Annotated in this window: 15 protein-coding genes and 2 tRNA genes; 15 read left to right on the forward strand and 2 right to left on the reverse strand. The window is 72.6% G+C overall.

What is annotated here, in order from left to right; translation table 11 throughout:
* The first annotated feature begins 13 nt into the window (after nt 1–13).
* The 12 genes from rsfS (at nt 14) to ACZ6EJ_RS21295 (ending at nt 13,286) form a co-directional block, all read left to right on the forward strand.
* Nucleotides 14–445 carry a ribosome silencing factor gene (rsfS, locus tag ACZ6EJ_RS21240; protein ID WP_469269127.1) on the forward strand — a complete coding sequence of 144 codons (432 nt, stop codon included), beginning with the start codon at nt 14–16 and terminating at the stop codon, nt 443–445.
* Nucleotides 442–1,095, forward strand: a complete 654-nt coding sequence (locus tag ACZ6EJ_RS21245) for a histidine phosphatase family protein (RefSeq protein ID WP_469269147.1) — start codon at nt 442–444, stop codon at nt 1,093–1,095. The genes rsfS and ACZ6EJ_RS21245 overlap by 4 nt, the downstream gene beginning before the upstream one ends.
* 116 nt (nt 1,096–1,211) lie before the next feature.
* Nucleotides 1,212–1,284 (forward strand) — tRNA-Ala (locus tag ACZ6EJ_RS21250).
* A 177-nt stretch (nt 1,285–1,461) separates the two neighbouring features.
* A complete protein-coding gene (locus tag ACZ6EJ_RS21255) occupies nt 1,462–1,650 on the forward strand; it encodes a hypothetical protein (protein WP_469269129.1) in 189 nt (62 codons plus the stop codon).
* A gap of 3 nt (nt 1,651–1,653) precedes the next feature.
* Nucleotides 1,654–1,887 (forward strand): hypothetical protein, encoded by a 234-nt coding sequence (locus ACZ6EJ_RS21260; RefSeq protein ID WP_003969224.1) that lies wholly within the window; start codon nt 1,654–1,656, stop codon nt 1,885–1,887.
* Between the two features lie 156 nt (nt 1,888–2,043).
* Nucleotides 2,044–2,116, forward strand: a tRNA-Ala gene (locus ACZ6EJ_RS21265).
* 400 nt (nt 2,117–2,516) lie between these two features.
* On the forward strand, nt 2,517–5,384 hold the full coding sequence (gene leuS, locus ACZ6EJ_RS21270; protein WP_469269131.1) for a leucine--tRNA ligase: 2,868 nt from the start codon (nt 2,517–2,519) through the stop codon (nt 5,382–5,384).
* 178 nt (nt 5,385–5,562) lie between these two features.
* On the forward strand, nt 5,563–6,318 hold the full coding sequence (locus tag ACZ6EJ_RS21275; RefSeq protein WP_469269133.1) for a hypothetical protein: 756 nt from the start codon (nt 5,563–5,565) through the stop codon (nt 6,316–6,318).
* Nucleotides 6,319–6,801: 483 nt separating this feature from the next.
* On the forward strand, nt 6,802–7,647 hold the full coding sequence (locus ACZ6EJ_RS21280; protein WP_469269135.1) for a DegV family protein: 846 nt from the start codon (nt 6,802–6,804) through the stop codon (nt 7,645–7,647).
* Nucleotides 7,648–8,295: 648 nt separating this feature from the next.
* Nucleotides 8,296–9,252 (forward strand): ComEA family DNA-binding protein, encoded by a 957-nt coding sequence (locus tag ACZ6EJ_RS21285; protein WP_469269137.1) that lies wholly within the window; start codon nt 8,296–8,298, stop codon nt 9,250–9,252.
* Nucleotides 9,253–9,545: 293 nt separating this feature from the next.
* Entirely contained in the window at nt 9,546–12,029 is a 2,484-nt protein-coding gene (locus tag ACZ6EJ_RS21290; RefSeq protein ID WP_469269149.1) for a ComEC/Rec2 family competence protein, read from the forward strand.
* Nucleotides 12,030–12,401: 372 nt separating this feature from the next.
* Entirely contained in the window at nt 12,402–13,286 is an 885-nt protein-coding gene (locus ACZ6EJ_RS21295; protein WP_469269138.1) for a YceI family protein, read from the forward strand.
* An 11-nt stretch (nt 13,287–13,297) separates the two neighbouring features.
* On the opposite strand, the gene ACZ6EJ_RS21300 is transcribed toward ACZ6EJ_RS21295, so the two are convergent.
* On the reverse strand, nt 13,298–13,543 hold the full coding sequence (locus ACZ6EJ_RS21300; RefSeq protein ID WP_469269139.1) for a hypothetical protein: 246 nt from the start codon (nt 13,541–13,543) through the stop codon (nt 13,298–13,300).
* 87 nt (nt 13,544–13,630) lie between these two features.
* On the opposite strand from ACZ6EJ_RS21300, the gene holA reads away from it, so the two are divergent.
* Nucleotides 13,631–14,617 (forward strand): DNA polymerase III subunit delta, encoded by a 987-nt coding sequence (gene holA, locus ACZ6EJ_RS21305; RefSeq protein ID WP_469269141.1) that lies wholly within the window; start codon nt 13,631–13,633, stop codon nt 14,615–14,617.
* Nucleotides 14,618–15,398: 781 nt separating this feature from the next.
* Here holA and rpsT read toward each other — a convergent pair.
* The gene (rpsT, locus tag ACZ6EJ_RS21310) at nt 15,399–15,665 is read right to left on the reverse strand and encodes a 30S ribosomal protein S20 (RefSeq protein WP_030077886.1); all 267 of its coding nucleotides are present in this window, start codon (nt 15,663–15,665) and stop codon (nt 15,399–15,401) included.
* A 215-nt stretch (nt 15,666–15,880) separates the two neighbouring features.
* On the opposite strand from rpsT, the gene lepA reads away from it, so the two are divergent.
* Both lepA and ACZ6EJ_RS21320 read left to right on the forward strand, forming a co-directional pair.
* The gene (gene lepA / locus ACZ6EJ_RS21315) at nt 15,881–17,755 is read left to right on the forward strand and encodes a translation elongation factor 4 (RefSeq protein ID WP_469269143.1); all 1,875 of its coding nucleotides are present in this window, start codon (nt 15,881–15,883) and stop codon (nt 17,753–17,755) included.
* A 267-nt stretch (nt 17,756–18,022) separates the two neighbouring features.
* The gene (locus tag ACZ6EJ_RS21320) at nt 18,023–19,912 is read left to right on the forward strand and encodes an AMP-dependent synthetase/ligase (RefSeq protein ID WP_469269145.1); all 1,890 of its coding nucleotides are present in this window, start codon (nt 18,023–18,025) and stop codon (nt 19,910–19,912) included.
* The last annotated feature ends 306 nt before the right edge of the window (nt 19,913–20,218 follow it).

Here is a 20,218-nt window from a genome sequence, read left to right on the forward strand (position 1 = left end):
CGAAAGCCTGCATGTGACCGCCACTGACCGCTCCATCGAGCTCATCAACGCCGCCGCCCAGGCGGCCGCCGACCGGCTCGCGCACGACATCATCGCCTACGACGTCAGCGATGTGCTGTCGATCACCGATGCCTTCCTGCTGGCCTCGGCCCCCAACGACCGCCAGGTCAAGTCGATCGTCGACGAGATCGAGGAGCGGCTCCAGAAGGAGCTCGGCGCCAAGCCGGTGCGCCGCGAGGGCGACCGCGACGCCCGCTGGATCCTCCTCGACTACGTCGACATCGTCGTCCACGTCCAGCACAGCGAGGAGCGCGTCTTCTACGCGCTGGAGCGCCTGTGGAAGGACTGCCCCGAGATCGCCCTCCCCGAGGACGCGATCAAGACCCGCGGCAAGGCCGAGGAGCACGCGCAGCTCCACGGCGGCACGGAAGGTGACCAGAGCTGAACGGCAGCAGCAGCGGCAGGGGCCGCAGAATCGTCCTCTGGCGGCACGGTCAGACACCGTGGAACCTGGAGCGCCGCTTCCAGGGCTCCACGGACATCGAGCTGACCGAGACCGGCGTCGGTCAGGCCCGCCGGGCCGCCCGCCTGCTCGCCTCGCTGAAGCCGGACGCCATCGTGGCCTCCGACCTGCGGCGGGCGGCGGCCACGGCCGCCGAGCTGGCCGCCGTCAGCGGCCTCCCCGTCGCCCATGACGCCGCGCTCCGTGAGACGTACGCCGGCGCCTGGCAGGGGTTGACGCACGAGGAGATCATCGAGCGCTACGGCGAGCAGTACGCGGCGTGGAAGCGCGGCGAGCCCGTGCGCCGCGGCGGCGGCGAGCTGGAGACCGAGGTCGCCGACCGGGCCGCCCCGGTCGTCCTCGCGCACGCCGAGAAGCTCCCCGCGAACGGCACGCTCGTCGTCGTCAGCCACGGCGGCACGATCAGGACGACGATCGGCCGGCTGCTGGGCCTGGAGGCGCGCCACTGGGAAGGCTTCGGCGGGCTCTCCAACTGCTGCTGGTCCGTCCTCGGAGAGGGCGCGCGCGGCTGGCGGCTGCTGGAGCACAACGCCGGCACCCTGCCGGAGCCGGTGCTCGGCGACGACGACTAGCCCTCGTTCCCCGGCCGTTCGGGGGCGGCCCCGGCCGGATTTCACTTTCCGGCTGGGCACAGGCTAAAGTTCTTCTTGTTCGCAGCGCGGAAACGCAGGGAAACACAGCGGACAGCGGGGCTATAGCTCAGTTGGTAGAGCGCCTGCATGGCATGCAGGAGGTCAGGAGTTCAATTCTCCTTAGCTCCACAATCACGATCCCGTCCCCGTCAGGGGGCGGGATCGTCTGCGTTGCGGACACGTCGCGGAGGCGGGGCGGTCTGCGCTCGGCGGGTGGTCGGGGCGTCGAGCGGGCTGACCCCCTTGCGGGGTCATGGCAGAATCGGACCGCCGGAGGGGGCGACGGACCGATCGGGAGGGAACGCGATGCCTGCGAGTCGCGAACGCGTCCCCGACCTGCCGCTTGTCGCCGCTCTGCTCCCCGGCTCTCCCACGTCCGACGATCGATCCCGTCTCGGCTGTCCGTCCTGTGGTTCGTCCCACGTGGCCCAGGTTCTGGGCGACAACGGAGGGGTCTCCTACGTGTGCACGGCCTGCGGCCACTGCTGGAGCTGACTGATGGGTGCGCACAGGCGTAAGTGTGACTGGTGCGGCAGCGGTACGCCCATTGTCAGGGACATGGATCCGGTCAACGCGGAGTACCAGTACTGGTGCGAGGAATGCGCGCGGGCGCTGATCATAAAGGGCGACCCCATCGAGACCTACCGGGAACTGGAGGGGGAGCCGATCTACGGCCGGCTCCTGGAGGAGCACTGCACCCTCAAGCGCTTCTACTCCTTCGCGACCGCCTGACCGGTCCTCCACAACCGTCTGACCTGCGACGGCTTGCGCCGGAGCGAGGATCAATTCGGGCATAGCGGTGCGAAGCGCAAACGATTTGGTGAAGCACCGGGGGGACCGTGTAATGTTCTCGATGTCGCCAAGGGAAACCGGCGCGGCGGACAGCAAGGGGCTATAGCTCAGTTGGTAGAGCGCCTGCATGGCATGCAGGAGGTCAGGAGTTCAATTCTCCTTAGCTCCACAGTGAAGAGGCGGGCCACCCGGATCGGGTGGCCCGCCTCTTCGTCATCCGCCCGCCATCACGGCCGAGGCGCGGCGGCGGACGGAACCGCGCACGTCGGAGGCCATGATCGCCCTGCTCGCCTCGCGGCGCGCCGTCCGGCCGTGCGCCCGGTGTCCGCCCCTCGGTTGCGCCCCGCTCCGTTCCGGCCCCGTGCGGTACCCTGGCGCCATGCGTGCCGTACGCCTTCTGCTTAGCGAGCCGCGCTGAACAGTCCCGACCGGTGAGAGCGCCTGGTCGGAGTCAGCGCGGCGTCCCCTCCTGTGCGAGGGGATTTTTCGTTTCCGTAGACGTGTGTCCGTAGACATGCGCCCGTGGACGTGGGCGCCGGCAGATGACGATCGATGGAGCTTTGAGGATCATGAGCGAGACGAATTCCGCAGCCGAGACGGCCGCGCCGCACCGCTACACGGCGGCCATGGCCGCCGACATCGAGGCACGCTGGCAGGACTTCTGGGACGCCGAGGGGACCTACGAGGCGCCGAACCCCACCGGCGGTCTGGCGGGCGATCCGGAGCTGGCCGCCAAGCCGAAGAAGTTCATCATGGACATGTTCCCGTACCCGTCGGGCACGGGTCTGCACGTCGGGCACCCGCTGGGCTACATCGCCACCGACGTCTACGCCCGCCACCAGCGGATGACCGGCCACAACGTGCTGCACACCCTGGGCTTCGACGCCTTCGGCCTGCCCGCCGAGCAGTACGCCGTCCAGACGGGCACCCACCCTCGGGTCTCCACCGAGGCCAACATGGAGAACATGCGGACCCAGCTCCGCCGACTGGGCCTGGGCCACGACAAGCGCCGCTCGTTCGCGACGATCGAGGCCGAGTACTACAAGTGGACCCAGTGGATCTTCCTGCAGATCTTCAACTCCTGGTACGACACCGAGGCCGACCGGGCCCGTCCGATCTCCGAGCTGGTCGAGCAGTTCGAGAGCGGCGCGCGCCCGACCCCCGACGGCCGTGAGTGGAGCGCGCTGAGCGCCGTCGAGCGCGCCGACCTGCTGGGCGAGTACCGCCTGGCGTACGCCTCCGACGCGCCGGTGAACTGGTCGCCGGGGCTGGGCACGGTGCTGGCCAACGAGGAGGTCACCGCCGACGGCCGCTCCGAGCGCGGCAACTACCCCGTCTTCAAGGCGAAGCTGCGCCAGTGGAACATGCGCATCACCGCCTACGCCGACCGGCTGCTGGACGACCTGGACGCGCTGGACTGGCCCGAGGCCATCAAGTTGCAGCAGCGCAACTGGATCGGCCGCTCCGAGGGCGCCCGGATCGAGTTCCCGGTCGACGGCGCGGGCGACATCACCGTCTTCACGACCCGCCAGGACACCCTGTTCGGGGCCACCTACATGGTGCTGGCGCCCGAGCACGACATGGTCGAGCGGATCATCCCGGCCGCCTGGCCCGAGGGCACCCACCCGGTGTGGACCGGCGGCCACGCGAGCCCCGCCGAGGCCGTCAACGCCTACCGCAAGCAGGCCGCCGCCAAGTCCGACGTCGAGCGGCAGGCCGAGGCGAAGGACAAGACCGGCGTCTTCACCGGTGCGTACGCGACCAACCCGGTCAACGGCGCGAAGGTGCCCGTCTTCATCGCGGACTACGTCCTGATGGGATACGGCACCGGCGCGATCATGGCCGTACCGGCGCACGACACGCGCGACTTCGCCTTCGCGCGCGCCTTCGAGCTGCCGATGCGCTGTGTCGTCCAGCCGTCGGACGACCGCGGCACCGACCCCTCCACCTGGGACGACGCCTTCAGCTCGTACGACGCCACGCTGGTCGACTCCGCGAACGACGACATCTCGCTGGACGGCATGGGCGTCGTCGAGGCCAAGGCGGCGGTCACCGACTGGCTGCGGGAGCACGGCGCCGGCGAGGGCACCGTCAACTTCCGGCTGCGCGACTGGCTGTTCAGCCGGCAGCGCTACTGGGGCGAGCCCTTCCCGATCGTGTACGACGAGGACGGCATCGCCCACCCGCTGCCCGAGTCGATGCTGCCGCTGGAGCTGCCGGAGGTCGAGGACTACTCGCCGCGCACCTTCGACCCGGACGACGCCACCGCCCAGCCGGAGACCCCGCTGTCGCGCAACGCCGACTGGGTCAACGTGACGCTGGACCTGGGCGACGGCCCCAAGAAGTACCGCCGCGAGACCAACACCATGCCCAACTGGGCCGGTTCCTGCTGGTACGAGCTGCGCTACCTGGACCCGACCAACGGTCAGAAGTTGGTCGACCCGGAGATCGAGCAGTACTGGATGGGCCCGCGCGAGGGCCAGCCCACCGGCGGCGTCGACCTGTACGTCGGCGGGGCCGAACACGCCGTGCTGCACCTGCTGTACGCGCGCTTCTGGTCGAAGGTGCTGCACGACCTGGGGCACATCTCGTCCTCCGAGCCGTTCCACAAGCTGTACAACCAGGGCATGATCCAGGCGTACGTCTACCGCGACAGCCGGGGCATCGCCGTTCCGGCCGTCGAGGTGGAGGAGCGCGACGGCCTCTACTACCACGAGGGCGAGAGGGTCAGCCGCGTTCTGGGCAAGATGGGCAAGTCCCTGAAGAACGCGGTCACGCCGGACGAGATCTTCGCCGAGTACGGCGCCGACACGCTGCGCCTGTACGAGATGGCGATGGGTCCCCTGGACGTGTCGCGGCCGTGGGACACGCGGGCGGTGGTCGGCCAGTACCGGCTGCTGCAGCGGCTGTGGCGCAACGTGGTCGACGAGGAGAGCGGCGAGGTCACCGTCGTCGACGCCGAGCCCGACGAGAACACGCTGCGGGCCCTGCACAAGGCCATCGACGGGGTCGGCAAGGACCTGGAGCAGATGCGCTTCAACACGGCCATCGCCAAGATCACCGAGCTGAACAACTACCTGACCAAGTCCGGCGGCCCGCTGTCGCGCTCGGTCGCCGAGCGGCTGGTGCTGCTGATCGCCCCGCTGGCCCCGCACGTCGCGGAGGAGCTGTGGCGGCGTCTGGGCCACACCGAGTCGGTCGTCCACCAGGACTTCCCGGTGGCGGACCCGGCGTACGCGGTGGACGAGACCGTCACCTGCGTCGTCCAGGTCAAGGGCAAGGTCCGCGCCCGCCTGGAGGTCTCCCCGTCCATCACGGACGAGGAGCTGGAGGCGCTGGCCCTCGCCGACGAGGCCGTCGTGGCGGCCCTGGGCGGCGCGGGTGTGCGCAAGGTGATCGTGCGCGCGCCGAAGCTGGTCAACATCGTCCCCGCGTGACGCCGCTGCGCGGCTGACGGCCGCCGGGACCGCGCCGTAGGGGACATCCCCTACGGGCGGGTCGGGGGTCATCTCGGGCAGGTTGGGGGTTCCGAAGGAACCCTCGGCCTGCCCGTTCCGTTTACGGTGGAGGGGGCGACCGGTACCGGCAGCCGCATCGAGACACCGAGGGGCGTTCATGGAAGCCGTGATCATGATCCTGGCGTTGCTCTTCGTCACGTTCGTCGCGCTGGGCGCCTACCTGACGGTGAAGGCCGTGGGCGCGGCCAAGCGGGGAGTGGACCGCACGATCACGCAGGCCCGTCGCACGGTCGAGGACACGACGCTGCGGGCCAAGAGCTTCGGTCAACCGGGCGTCGCCGGGGATCTGGCGCAGCTACGGCTCTCCCTGCGGACCTCGATGCGCGCCACCCAGGAAGCCCTGCACGCCGGTGTCGCCGAGGACGCCTCGCTGGCCGAGTCCGTGGCGCTGTTCCAACGGCTGAGTGCGCACGGCCGGGAGCTGGACGACGAGTTGAAGCGGCTGGAGCGCGAGCCGGACCGGGCGACGGTCGCGGGGCTGCTGCCGCAACTGAAGGAGCGGACGCGGCGGATCACGCATTCGGCGGATTCGCTGCGCTGGGCGGCCCGCGACCGGGCGCGCCAGTTCGCCGACGACGACCTGGACGCGTTGAACGCGCAGATCGACGTCGAGGCCGGGGCCCTGCGCCACTGGACCGTGGAGGAGCCCGCGCAGGCTCCCGGCGCGGTGCCGACCACGGACTGGTCGGAGTCCGCCTCCTCCGCCACCGGGAGCGGCGACGGGCGGAACACGGCGGACACGACCCCGGCCGGGCCCGAGGCGGAGGGCGCGCCGCAGGCGATCACCGCATCGGAACCGCGGTTGACGCACTACCCGTGGCAGAAGTCCACCCGCCCGGAGACGACCACCTGACCACGACCGGCCGGTACGCTCGCGCGGCTCGCCGTTTTCGGAGGTGACGCCGCTCGCTCGTGCGGCGCCCCTTTTGCCTGCGTGGACGCCGTTCGCTTGTGCGGCTTCCCGGCTTCCCGGCTTCCCGGCTTTCCGGCTTCCTGGCATTCGGCGGCAACGGCCGGGCCTCGGATCCGCGCGGCCGGCCTGTCGCCCGCCACGACGCCGTGCGCTCGGGGGTTTCCCGGTGCGCTCGCCGTGACGTCGTCCGTCCGCGCGGCTCCCCGTTCGCCCGTCGTGGCGTCGTCCCGGTGGGGGCTCGCCGCGCTGCCCGCTCCCAACAACTCCTGTCCTCGGTCGACACTGCCCGCCCCGGTTTCCCGCCCCCTGGCCGGCGCTGCCCGCCCAGGCCGTCCGTGACGGCAGCGCCCCGATCCGGCCTGGGCGATCGCAGGTCCGGGGCCGGACTGCCGCGGTCCGGGCACGACGGGTAACCTCCGGCTCATGCCCCGCCACGTCGCTGTCGTCACTGATTCCACGGCCTACCTGCCGCGCCCGACGATGGAACGGCACGGCATCACCGCGGTGCCGCTGACCGTCGTCCTGGGCGATCGGGCCCTGGAGGAGGGCACGGAGATCTCGGCCCGTTCGCTCGCCCTGGCCCTGCAGAAACGCCACTCCGTCACCACTTCCCGCCCCAGCCCGGAGGTCTTCGCGGAGGCATACCGGGCGGCGGCCGTGGGCGGAGCCGACGCCGTGGTGTCGCTGCACCTCTCGGCGGAGTTCTCGGGCACGTACGACGCCGCACTGCTCGCGGCGAAGGAAGCCCCCGTGCCGGTACGGGTGGTGGACACCGGCATGGTCGCCATGGCGCTGGGGTTCTGCGCCCTGGCGGCGGCCGAGACAGCGGCGGCGGGCGGCGACCTGGACGCGGCGGTGCTGGCCGCGGAGCGACGGGCCGCCAGGACGTCCGCCTACTTCTATGTCGACACGCTGGACTACCTGCGCCGGGGCGGCCGCATCGGGACGGCCCAGGCCCTCCTGGGCTCCGCGCTGGCGGTGAAGCCGATCATGGAATTGGACGGGGGCCGGATCGAGCTGCTGGAGAAGGTGCGGACGGCGTCCAAGGCGATCGCCCGGCTGGAGGAGATCGCCGCGCGGCAGGCCGGGGAGGCCGCGGTGGACATCGCCGTGCACCACCTCGCGGCCCCGGAGCGGGCGGAGCGGCTGGCGGAGCGCCTGCGCGCACGCGTTCCCGGCCTGGTCGACCTCCACGTCAGCGAGGTCGGCGCGGTGATCGGCGCGCACACGGGGCCGGGCCTGCTCGCCGCGGTGGTCTCGCCGCGGTGAGCGCGTCGGGCCCTTCAGCCGTCTCGGAGGCCGGGTGGTCCGGGACGTGCCCTCCACTTTGACCTGCCGAGGCGTCAGTCGAGGAGTGGCGGGGGCGGTTTTCACTCGGGTGAGTGGCGGAGTTGTCCACAACCGGCTGGTCATCCACAGAACTGATGGCTGCTCAGCGGGTTGGGTCGGAGATGCCTAACGTCGTGAGGCATGGCCCTTCGATTCCCTCGGGCGTCGGCTCCCGATGCCTTCTCCGTCCAGACGCCCGCCTCACCGACCGTCCGCTCCTCCGCGTCACCGAGTGTCCGGGAAGCCGCTTCGTCGTCCGCCCGGACGGACGCCCCGCCAACTTCCCCCCAGTACGCCGAGCGGTCCCTCCCGCCTGATCTCCCGCACTCCTTGCCACCGTCCTCGTCGTCAGCCGAGTCCGGCCGCGGGGCGGGGCCGGGCGACGTGCTGACGCGCCGGCCGGACGCGGTAGAGGCCGCGGAGCGGGGGGCGTCGCGGCGGCCCCGGCACGGCCCTGGCACGCGGCCGGGCGGTCGGGCGGGTGTCCGGCCCGGCGCCAGGTCGTACGTCCGCCGGGGTGCGCGCGACACCGCGCGGGGGCGAGCTGCCCTCGCCGCGGCGGCCGCGCGGCGCCGGGCGGATGCGCTGATGACGGCAGCTCCGGAGCCGGGCGACGCGTGGGGGATCGGCTCCGTGGTGGACCGGGCGCCGGCGTCGGACCCGAGCCGCGGGGACGCGTACGCGGGGGATGGGGCGGAGAACGCCGACGCGGCGGCCTGGGAGGCGCGGGCCGGGGCGGAGAACGCCGAGGTGGAGGTGGCCGAGGCAGAGGCGCGGGTGGCGGGGGTCGGCGGGACACCGCGTGCGGGGCGTCTCGTGTCGGCTGTGCGGGACCGGCTGCCGTTGTGGGTGCAGCTCCGGTGCGGGCTGGCGCCCCGGACGTCCATCGTGTTGGGCCTGGTGCTGGTCGCCGCCGTGAGTTTCGCCGCGGTGCACTTCTGGTCCGTGCGCCCGCAGACCGTGCGTGCGCCGGACCCGGTCGTCGAGGCGGGTGCGGCGATCGCGACTCCGTTGCCGTCGGAGCCGTTACCGCTTGCCGGGACCGCCCCCGCCCCCTCCGCGGCCGCCGGGGAGCCGGAAGGTCCGGTCGGGAGCGGGCAGATCGTCGTCGATGTGAGCGGGAAGGTGCACCGGCCGGGAGTGCGGCGGCTCCCGGCCGGTTCGCGGGTGGCGGACGCGCTCCGAGCCGCCGGCGGGGTGCGCGACGGCACCGACGTGACGGGGCTCAACCGGGCCCGACTCCTGGCGGACGGGGAGCAGGTCGTCGTGGGGCTTCCGCCCGGCCGGGCCGCACTCGGGGCGGCGGGAGAGGCTCCCGGCGCGGCGGGAGCGCCGGGAGAGCCCGGACCTTCAGCGCCGCTGAACCTGAACACGGCCACCAAGGAGCAACTCGAAACCCTGCCGGGGGTCGGGCCCGTGCTCGCACAGCATCTGATCGACTACCGCACGGAGAACGGCGGATTCCGATCCGTCGACGAACTCCGGCAGGTCAACGGGATCGGTGACCGCCGGTTCGCGGACCTGCGACCACTGGTCCGGCCATGAACAGCCACGGAATCCAGCCCGAGGTCCGTATCCCGGCCGTACGGGGCGCGGACGCCGATAGGAGGGCTCAAGCGGCGGGAGCTTCGGCGGCCCACGCGACCGGCGGCCCCGGCAGGCGGGGCGGTGTGGGCGGCGTCAGCGGCACAGGAAGCGGGGGCGATGGGCGGGATGAGAATGGTGTACACGGTGGTCGAGGCGCACGGGGCGGCGCGGCGGGGGAGCCGGGTCGGCGGCGGGGAGGGCCGGGGGAGGCGTCCGAGGGCGGTGGTCCGCGGTCGGAGGGGCCGGTGGACCTGCGGCTCGTGCCGCCCGCCCTGGCCGTCTGGGCGGCGTCGGCGTCGGCTCTGGGGCTGCCGGGGCGCTGGGTGGCGGCCGTCGCCGTCGCCTGCGCCGTTGCGGCACTCGCTCTGCTGGCGATGGCTTCCCGGCTGCCGCGCGGTGGGCCGGCCGGCCGGCTCGCGGGCGGGGCGGGGGCCGCGGCGGAAGTGGGACATGCGGTGGTGGGCGTACGCCCGCCGGGCGCCGTCGGGCGTTCCCGAGCCGCTGCCGCGGCGGCCGTCCTGCTGTGCGCGGCAGCGGGCGCGGCCGTGGCGGGGCTGCACGGGGTCGACGTGCGGCGCGGGCCTGTGCCGGGGTTGGCGCGGGAGTACGCGCGGATCGACGCCGAAGTACGGGTGACCTCCGATCCGCGTCCGAGTCGGCCCAGGGTGCGGGGCGACCGCAGTGCCCCGGACCTCCTCCTGATCGACGTCGACGTCACCGAGGTGCTGACCCGCAGCGGTCCCGGCACGCGGGTCCGCACCCCGGTGCTGCTCATGGTCCCGGCGGGCGACCACCGGGCCGCCTGGCAGGAACTGCTGCCGTCCACGCGACTCCGGCTCGGCGGCCGGCTCTCGCCACCCGCGCACGAGGGCGAACGCCTCGCCGCCGTCCTGAAGGTGGAGGACGCGGGCGCGCCCCGGATCACCGGCCCCCCGACACGGGTCCAGCGCGCCGCCGGGGGGCTGCGCTCCGGGCTGAGGGAGGCGACGGACGGGCTCGACGCGGATGCGCGGGCGCTGCTGCCGGGGCTGGTGGTCGGGGACACCTCCAGGGTCCCGCCCGAGTTGCACGATGCCTTCAAGGCGACCGACCTGACGCACCTGCTGGCTGTGAGCGGAGCGAATCTGTCGATCCTCCTCTTCCTCCTCATCGGCCCGCCGGGGGCGGCGCTGGGCGCCGAACGCCGGGGCCTGGCACCTCGCTTGGGCGTCTCGTTGCGGGGCACGGCGGTGATCGGCGGGGCGTTGACGCTCGCGTTCATCGTCGTCTGCCGCCCGGAGCCCAGCGTGTTGCGCGCGGCGGCGTGCGGGCTCATCACCCTCCTCGCCATCGGCACCGGACGCCGGAGGTCCCTGATCCCGGCGCTGGCGGCGGCCGTGGTGCTGCTGGTGCTGTACGACCCCTGGCTGGCCCGGAGCTACGGGTTCCTGCTGTCCGTTCTGGCCACCGGGGCGCTGCTGACGCTCGCGCCGCGGTGGAGCGCGGCCCTGCGGGCGCGGGGAGTGCCGGGCAGGGTGGCCGAGGTGCTGGCCGCCGCGGCGGCCGCGCAGGCGGTGTGCGCGCCCGTGGTGGTGGTCCTGGCGGCGCGGGTCAGTCTGGTGGCCGTTCCGTGCAACCTGCTGGCGGAGTTCGCGGTGGCGCCCGCGACGGTGCTCGGTTTCGCGGCACTGGCCTTCGCCCCGGTCGCCATGCCGGTGGCCGAACTGCTGGCCGAGGTGGCGGGTTGGCCCGTCGGGTGGATCGCCACGGTCGCCCGCACCGGGGCGAGCCTGCCCGGCGCCCAGGTGGAGTGGCCCGGCGGCTGGACGGGCGCCGCCCTGCTCGCCGGTCTCACGGCCCTGGTCGTGCTCCTGGCCCCCCGGTTGAGCCGTCGCCCCTGGGTCTGCGCGATCGCCGGGCTGCTCCTCGTCCTGGCGGTGCTGCGACCGGTCCCGCTGACGCGGATCGTGACCGGGTGGCCGCCGCCGGACTGGGCGTTCGCCCTCTGCGACGTCGGGCAGGGCGACGCGATGGTGCTCGCCGCGGGGGAGGGCACGGGGGTGGTGGTCGACGCCGGCCCCGACCCCGGCGCGGTCGACCGGTGCCTGCGCGATCTCGGCGTCACCCGTGTGCCCCTCGTCGTCCTCACCCACTTCCACGCCGACCACGTGCGCGGGCTGCCGGGTGTGCTCCGGGGCAGGGCCGTGGGCGCGATCCAGACGACCGGTCTCGCGGAGCCGCCCGAGCAGGCCGCGTTCGTACGGCGGACGGCCGCCGCGGCGCGGGTCGTGACGCTGCGGTCCACGCCCGGTGAGCGCCGCCGCGCGGGCCCGCTCGACTGGCGGGTCCTCTGGCCCCGCGACGGGCCTGGGGCGGCGACGGCGGCGCTGGAGCCGAACGACTCCAGCGTCACCCTGCGCGTGCGCGCCGCCGGGGGGCTGACGCTGCTGCTCCTGGGGGACCTCGAACCACCGGCCCAGCGCGCGTTGTCGCGCGGCCGGGACGGGCCGGGGCGGGTGGACGTGCTGAAGGTGGCCCACCACGGTTCGGCGTTCCAGGACGCCGGGTTGCTCCGCGACGTACGGCCGAGGCTGGCGCTCATCTCCTGCGGCGCGGACAATCCGTACGGGCACCCCTCGGCCCGTACGGTCGACGCCCTCCGAGCCGCCGGAGCCCGGGTCCTGCGGACCGACAGGGACGGGGCGATCGCGGTGGCGGGAGCCGGGAGGGAACTGCGGGCGGTGGGCCGCCCGTGACGGCGGGGGCCCGGACGCTCCGCCCGGCCCGCGCCCCGACGCCGTACGGGCCGCGCCTCCGCTGGTCCCGGAGGCGGTGCGGGCCCCTCGCCCGGCCCGGCCGCGCGCCGGGGGAGCGGGTCGGGCGGCGCCTCGGGAGACCGCGCGCGTCCCCGTACACCGCGTGACGCAGGGACGCGGCGCCTCACAGGGAAGCGGGTCCTCGATCCTTCACCGACGATCCCTCCCGAGAATCCTCACCCGCCTCGAACATTTGCCTCGAACACCGCCATAGTGATCGAATGCCTACTCGTCGGTGGGCCGCCGCTCCGACAACGACGTCCACCTGGCAGAGGCCCTCAAGCATGAAGCGCCCCTGGGGGTACGGAGAAGATGTTCGGCCGTTGGCTGGGAAGCAGGAGCCAGGCAGGCAAGGGGCGGGGCGGGGCGCTCGCCGGGTTCCAGATGCCCCGCAGCGCGGGCATCCTGAGCTGCCGGGTGCTGGACCCGGTCAACGAACCGGTGCTCCAGGCCGAGTTCGTCCTCACGGACGGGGCGGGCCGCAAGGTGGTGAGCGGCGGGACCGACCCCTTCGGCAGCGTTCTCGCCACGGTCCCGGCGGGCGACTACCGCCTGGCGGTCACGGCCGAGGGCTTCACCCCGTTCCACGGAGCGGTGACGGTGACCGAGGGGGCGTACGCCAACCTGGGCGACGTGACCCTCCAGCTCGCGCAGCCTCCGCAGCTGCCCGACCCCGGCGAGTGGGACGTCGAGCCGAACCACTCGCAGATCGGCTTCACCGCCCGGCACATCGGCCTGGCCCGCATCCACGGCCGGTTCAACACCTTCGCCGGGGCGGTGCGGATCGCCGACCGGATGGAGGACTCGGCCATGCACGTGGTCATCGACGCGGCGTCGATCGACACCAACGTGCAGATGCGCGACGACCACCTGCGCTCCAGCGACTTCCTGGACGTCGGCCGCTACCCGACGCTGGAGTTCTACAGCGAGCGCTTCGTCCACCGGGGCGGCAGCCGCTGGGGCGTCACCGGCGCGCTGACCCTGCACGGCGTCAGCCGCACGGTGACGCTGGACACGCAGTACCTCGGCATCGGCAGCGGGCTGGAGGGCGAGACGCGCGCCGCCTGCCGGGCCACGACCGAACTGCACCGCGAGGACTTCACCCTCACCTGGCAGACGATGCTGGCGCGCGGCATCGCCGTGGTGGGCCCCAGCATCGCCATCGACCTGGACATCCAGATCGTCCCCCGGAGCTGACCGGCGGGGTCCTACGGGGCCTCCAGCCACCCCTCGTACTCCGCGGCGAACGCGTCCAGCGCCGCGGAGTCCAGCCGCCCGGCCGCGTCCTCCACGACCACCAGCCACTGGGCGTCCTCGGCGTCGTCCTCGCCGGCCAGCGCGTCCCGCACGAGCTGCGGTTCCTCGGCGACCCCGAAGCGGTCGGCCAGCTCTCCGGCCACCTCCTCCGCCGCGTCGCGGTCGGGCAGCACCAGTACATGTCTCACATCGCTCACCCGCCCATTCTCGGCCACGGGCCCCCGCCGCGAGGACCGGGCGGTGGGCATCCCGGCTGTCAGTGGGGCATGGGATGCTGGATCGCGATGGCCACCAGGAAGAATTCCGCCGACGACCCGCTCGCCCCCGTCACGCTCGCCGTGGGCCAGGAGGACCTTCTCCTGGACCGTGCCGTGGAGCAGGTGGTGGCGGCCGCCCGCGCCGCCGACGCCGACACGGACGTACGGGACCTGGCGTCCGACCAGTTGCTGCCCGGCACCCTCGACGAGCTCACCAGCCCCTCGCTCTTCGCGGAGCGCAAGGTCGTGATCGTGCGCAACGCGCAGGACCTCGCGGCCGACACGGTCAAGGACGTCAAGGCGTACCTCGGCGCGCCGGTCGAGGAGATCACGCTCGTCCTGCTGCACGCGGGCGGGGCCAGAGGCAAGGGACTCCTGGACGCGGCGCGCAAGGCCGGGGCGCGGGAGGTCGCCTGTCCGAAGACCACCAAGCCCGCCGAGCGGCTCTCCTTCGTACGGTCGGAGTTCCGGACGCACGGACGGTCCGCGACGCCGGAGGCCTGCCAGGCGCTGGTCGACTCCATCGGCAGCGATCTGCGGGAGCTTGCGAGCGCGGTCTCGCAGTTGATCGCGGACGTCGAGGGCACGATCGACGAGGCGGTCGTCGGCCGCTACTACACGGGCCGCGCGGAAGCCTCGTCGTTCACCGTCGCCGACCGGGCGGTCGAGGGGCGGGCGGCCGAAGCCCTGGAGGCGCTGCGGTGGTCCCTGTCGACGGGGGTCGCGCCCGTCCTGATCACCAGCGCCCTGGCGCAGGGGGTGCGGGCGATCGGCAAGCTGTCCTCCGCCCGTGGGGGCCGGCCGGCCGACCTGGCCCGCGAGCTGGGAATGCCGCCGTGGAAGATCGACCGGGTACGGCAGCAGATGCGGGGCTGGACGCCGGACGGCGTGGCGGCGGCGCTCCGAGCCGTGGCGGCGGCCGACGCGGGGGTGAAGGGCGGCGGGGACGACCCGGAGTACGCCTTGGAGAAGGCCGTGGTCGCGGTGGCACGGGCCGCGCGGACGGGACGGTAGCCCGCACCCTCCGGAGCCGCCTCCACACGGGCGGCCCCCGCGAGCCACCCGCCCGCCTGGGCCGGGGCGACCTGCGCGGACGGACGCGACCCGAACGATCCCGCGGGCCTGCACGGTCTGCGAGGCCGCGTTGCCATCTCACGTTCCATGCGTCTTCGCGCGGATACGGCTTGAGCGATCCCGCGGGCCTGCACGGTCTGCGAGGCCGCGTTGCCATCTCACGTTCCATGCGTCTCCGCGCGGACGCGACCCGAACGATCCCGCGGGCCCGCACGGTCCGCGAAGGCGCGCGCCACCTCGCGCTCTGTGCGTCTCGTACGCCTGGAGTACGGAACGCACAGAGCGCGCGCCGACGCACCTCCACTCCGCCCCCGCGGCCCCCGGCACCCTGGCGTACGGCATACCCCCGCGCGGGCAAGGGCGAGACCGCGTCCCCCACCCCGTACGCCTGACGCACCGCACGCACCTCGCGCGTACGCCCGCGTACGCCGACGATCCCCCGCCCGCCCCTGCGGTCCCCGGTGCCCTGCGAGCCCCCGGCGGCCCCGTGCGGCAGCGCACCCCCGCCGCCCGCGCTACACGCATACGTGCACACGCACGAAAGCCCCGGCCGCTGATCTGGGGAGATCAGCTCCAGGGCTTCCGGGTCACACCTTGGGGTGCGCCGCACCCGCGTGGCGAACGCAGGTTCGGTGTGCGGCGCGGGGTGCCGGTCAGGGACGGGAGAGAGGGCCCGTCGAGTCCGTTCCGGCGGTCACATCAGAGAGCTTCGGGAGGAAGCTCAGGCCTGCAGGGCGGCAACCTTGGACGCCAGCGCCGACTTCTTGTTGGCGGCGGCGTTCTTGTGGATGACACCCTTCGAGACAGCCTTGTCGAGCTGGCGGGAGGCGTCGCGGACGGCCGTGGTGGCCTTCTCGACGTCACCGGCAGCGGCGGCCTCGCGGGCCTTGCGGATCGCGGTCTTGAGCGACGACTTGACGGCCTTGTTGCGCAGGCGCGCCTTCTCGTTGGTCTTGTTCCGCTTGATCTGGGACTTGATGTTCGCCACGAAAGAGCCTTTTCAGGTTCGTTGGATCTTCTAGGTGCGCCACGCCGCTGATGAGAGCCACGAGGCACAGCTATCTACGGTAGCAGTCACCCTCCGACCGGCCCAAACCGGTCGCTGTCCCGCGGGCGTGGGACGATGGAGCCTGCGTATCGATCCGACCGACCCGACATCGACCCGAGACACGGCGTTCGGCGTCTCAAGAATCAGGACCCTGCGTGCCCGCGACTCCTTCCAACGTGCCCGAGCCGAGCCGTACCGACCCGGCGCTGATCCGCAACTTCTGCATCATCGCGCACATCGACCACGGCAAGTCGACCCTCGCCGACCGGATGCTCCAGCTCACGGGCGTGGTCGACCAGCGGCAGATGCGCGCTCAGTACCTCGACCGGATGGACATCGAGCGCGAGCGCGGCATCACCATCAAGTCCCAGGCGGTCCGACTGCCCTGGGCCCCCACCACGGGCGAGGACACGGGCAGCACCCACGTCCTCAACATGATCGACACTCCGGGCCACGTGGACTTCACCTACGAGGTCTCCCGTTCGCTCGCGGCCTGCGAGGGCACGGTGCTGCTGGTCGACGCCGCACAGGGCATCGAGGCCCAGACGCTGGCCAACCTCTACCTGGCGATGGAGAACGACCTCACCATCGTCCCGGTGCTCAACAAGATCGACCTGCCCGCCGCGCAGCCGGAGAAGTTCTCCGAGGAGCTGGCCAACCTCATCGGCTGCCAGCCCGAGGACGTCCTCAAGGTCTCCGCCAAGACCGGCGTCGGCGTGGACGCGCTGCTCGACCGGGTGGTGCGCGACGTGCCGGCCCCGGTCGGCGAAGCGGACGCCGCCGCCCGCGCGATGATCTTCGACTCGGTCTACGACCCGTACCGCGGTGTCGTCACCTACGTCCGTGTCGTCGACGGCCAGCTCAACAAGCGCGAGCGCATCCGCATGATGTCGACCGGCGCCACCCACGAGCTGCTGGAGATCGGGGTCTCGTCCCCCGAGATGACCCCCGCCGACGGCATCGGCGTGGGCGAGGTCGGCTACATCATCACCGGGGTGAAGGACGTCCGGCAGTCCAAGGTCGGTGACACGATCACCTCCCTCAGCAACGGGGCGACCGAGGCGCTGGGCGGGTACAAGGACCCGAAGCCGATGGTGTTCTCGGGGCTGTATCCGCTGGACGGCTCCGACTACCCCGACCTGCGCGAGGCGCTGGACAAGCTCCAGCTCAACGACGCCGCCCTGGTCTACGAGCCGGAGACCTCCGCCGCGCTCGGCTTCGGCTTCCGCGTCGGCTTCCTCGGCCTGCTCCACCTGGACGTGGTCCGCGAGCGGCTGGAGCGCGAGTTCGGGCTCGACCTGATCGCCACCGCCCCCAACGTGGTCTACCGCGTCGAGATGGAGGACGGCACCGAGCACGTCGTCACCAACCCGAGCGAGTTCCCCGAGGGCAAGATCGACAAGGTGCACGAGCCCGTGGTGCGCGCCACGGTGCTGGCCCCGAGCGAGTTCATCGGCGCGATCATGGAGCTGTGCCAGAACCGGCGCGGCACCCTGCTGGGCATGGACTACCTCTCCGAGGACCGGGTGGAGATCCGCTACACCCTGCCGCTGGCCGAGATCGTCTTCGACTTCTTCGACCAGCTCAAGTCCAAGACCCGCGGTTACGCCTCCCTCGACTACGAGCCCACCGGCGAGCAGTCGGCCCAGCTCGTCAAGGTCGACATCCTGCTGCACGGCGACAAGGTGGACGCGTTCTCCGCGGTCACCCACAAGGACAAGGCGTACGCGTACGGCGTCCGGCTCGTCGCCAAGCTCCAGAAGCTGATCCCCCGGCAGAACTTCGAGGTGCCGATCCAGGCGGCCATCGGCTCCCGCGTCATCGCCCGCGAGACCGTCCGCGCCATCCGCAAGGACGTTCTCGCCAAGTGCTACGGCGGTGACATCTCCCGTAAGCGGAAGCTGCTGGAGAAGCAGAAGGAGGGCAAGAAGCGGATGAAGATGGTGGGCAACGTGGAGGTGCCGCAGGACGCGTTCATCTCCGTCCTGTCGACCGACGAGTCCGCCGGGGAGACCAAGGCCAAGAAGTAGGACCGCGCGTCACGCCCCTCGTGCACGGGGGGCGCACCGAGGGCCCCCGCACCGCCGAACCGGGCGGCGCGGGGGCCCTTTCGTTATGAAAGCGGCCGCCCGTTGCCTCTTTCGTGCCGGACGAGTGCGCTCTACTCTGATCACGAATCGTTGGTTACTGACCAGTTAAACAAGCCCGAACGAGCAGGTTGCCCCAGCAGGACGAGAGCAGCAGGCGCGCCCTGTCAAGAAGCCGGTCGTAGCAATGCCGCAGGCCCGGAGGATGTCGTGAGCGACGCACAGACCCTGATCGATAACCGGCCGCCCTCCGTGGCGGCCCTCTTCGTCGACCGCGTGGCGGCGACCCCGGACGGGGAGGCGTACCGCTATCCGGTGCCGTCCGCGACCGGCGAGGGCCCCGACGACTGGAAGTCGCTGACCTGGGGACAGGCCGCCGAGAGGGTCTACGCGATCGCGGCCGGCCTGATCGTGCTCGGCGTGCGGCCCGAGGAGCGGGTCGCCCTCTCCTCGGCCACGCGGGTGGAGTGGATCCTCGTCGACCTCGGCGTGATGTGCGCGGGCGCGGCGACCACCACGGTCTACCCGTCCACCAACGCCGAGGAGTCGGCGTTCATCCTGGCCGACTCCGAGAGCCGGGTGCTCTTCGCGGAGAACGCGGAGCAGGTGGCCAAGGCCCGCGCGACCCGCGCCGACCTGCCCGACCTGGCCCATGTCGTCGTCATCGACCCGGCCGGCGCCGAGCCCGCCGCCGGCGACCCCGAGGGCTGGATCATCACCCTCGCGGAGCTGGAGGCACGGGGCGCCGAACTCCTCGCGAAGACCCCGGACGCGGTCGCCGACCGGGTCGCCGCCATCACCGGCGACCAACTGGCCACGCTCATCTACACCTCCGGCACCACCGGCCGGCCCAAGGGCGTACGGCTGCCGCACGACAACTGGTCGTACATGGCCAAGGCCACCGTGGCGACCGGGCTGATCACCGCGGGGGACGTGCAGTACCTCTGGCTGCCGCTGGCCCACGTCTTCGGCAAGGTCCTCACCTCCGGGCAGATCGAGGTCGGCCACGTCACCGCCGTCGACGGCCGGATCGACAAGATCATCGAGAACCTGCCGGTCGTCCGGCCGACCTACATGGCCGCCGTGCCCCGGATCTTCGAGAAGGTCTACAACGGGGTCGCCGCCAAGGCCCGCGCGGGCGGCGGCGCCAAGTACAAGATCTTCCAGTGGGCGGCCAAGGTCGCCCGCGAGTACGCCCAGGTCTCCCAGGACAACTTCCGGCGCACCGGCAAGGCGTCCGTGCCCCTCGCGCTCGGCGCCAAGCACAAGGTCGCCGACACCCTCGTCTACGCCAAGATCCGCGAGGCCTTCGGCGGCCGGCTGCGCGCCTGCGTCTCGGGCTCCGCCGCCCTCGCCCCGGACATCGGCTACTTCTTCGCGGGCGCCGGAATCCACATCCTGGAGGGGTACGGGCTCACCGAGACCAGCGCCGCCTCCTTCGTCAATCCGGGCGAGTCCTACCGCACCGGAACCGTCGGCAAGCCGCTCCCCGGCACCGAGGTGCGCATCGCGGACGACGGCGAGATCCTGCTGCGCGGCCCCGGCGTCATGCAGGGCTACCACAAGCTGCCCGACAAGACCGCGGAGGTCCTGGAGTCGGACGGCTGGATCCACACCGGGGACATCGGCGAGCTGTCGGTCGACGGCTACCTGCGCATCACCGACCGCAAGAAGGACCTGATCAAGACGTCGGGCGGGAAGTACGTCGCCCCGGCGGAGGTCGAGGGCCGGTTCAAGGCGGTCTGCCCGTTCGCCTCCAACATCCTGGTGCACGGCGCGGACCGCAACTTCTGCACCGCGCTCATCGCCCTCGACGGCCCCACCCTGCTGGGCTGGGCCGCCGAGAACGGCATGGAGGGCAAGTCGTACGCGGAGGTGGTCGCCGCCCCGCAGACCGTCGAGCTGATCGACGGCTACGTGCGGCGCCTCAACGAGGGCCTGCAGCGCTGGCAGACGATCAAGAAGTTCCGCCTCCTGCCGCGCGACCTGGACGTCGAGCACGGCGAGCTGACCCCCAGCCTCAAGCTGAAGCGGCCGGTCGTCGAGCGCGAGTACCGGGCGCTCATCGACGAGATGTACGCGGGCTCCCGCGAGGCGTAGCGGAAGGCCCCGGTCCCGCGGCGGGGGCGGTCGGACGCCACGGCGTCCCGCCGCCCCGCCCGCGGGGGGCCGGCCCCCCGCGGGCGCCCGCGCCCGCGCCCCTCCCACCGCCCGCGCTCGCGCGCCGCCCCGCCCGCGCGCCGGCTCCCGCGAACCGGCCTCCGCGCACCGCGTCCGCCCCCCCGGCCCACAGGCTGCACCGCGTCCGCGTCCCCCGTTATGTTTTTCGCGGTCCTGCAATGGGGCCGCTGGCCTCCGGGCCCGGTATGACTGTGTCCCCTCTGTCGATCGGATGACCTGGGGGGT

The organism is Streptomyces sp. NPDC041970 (assembly GCF_055588985.1).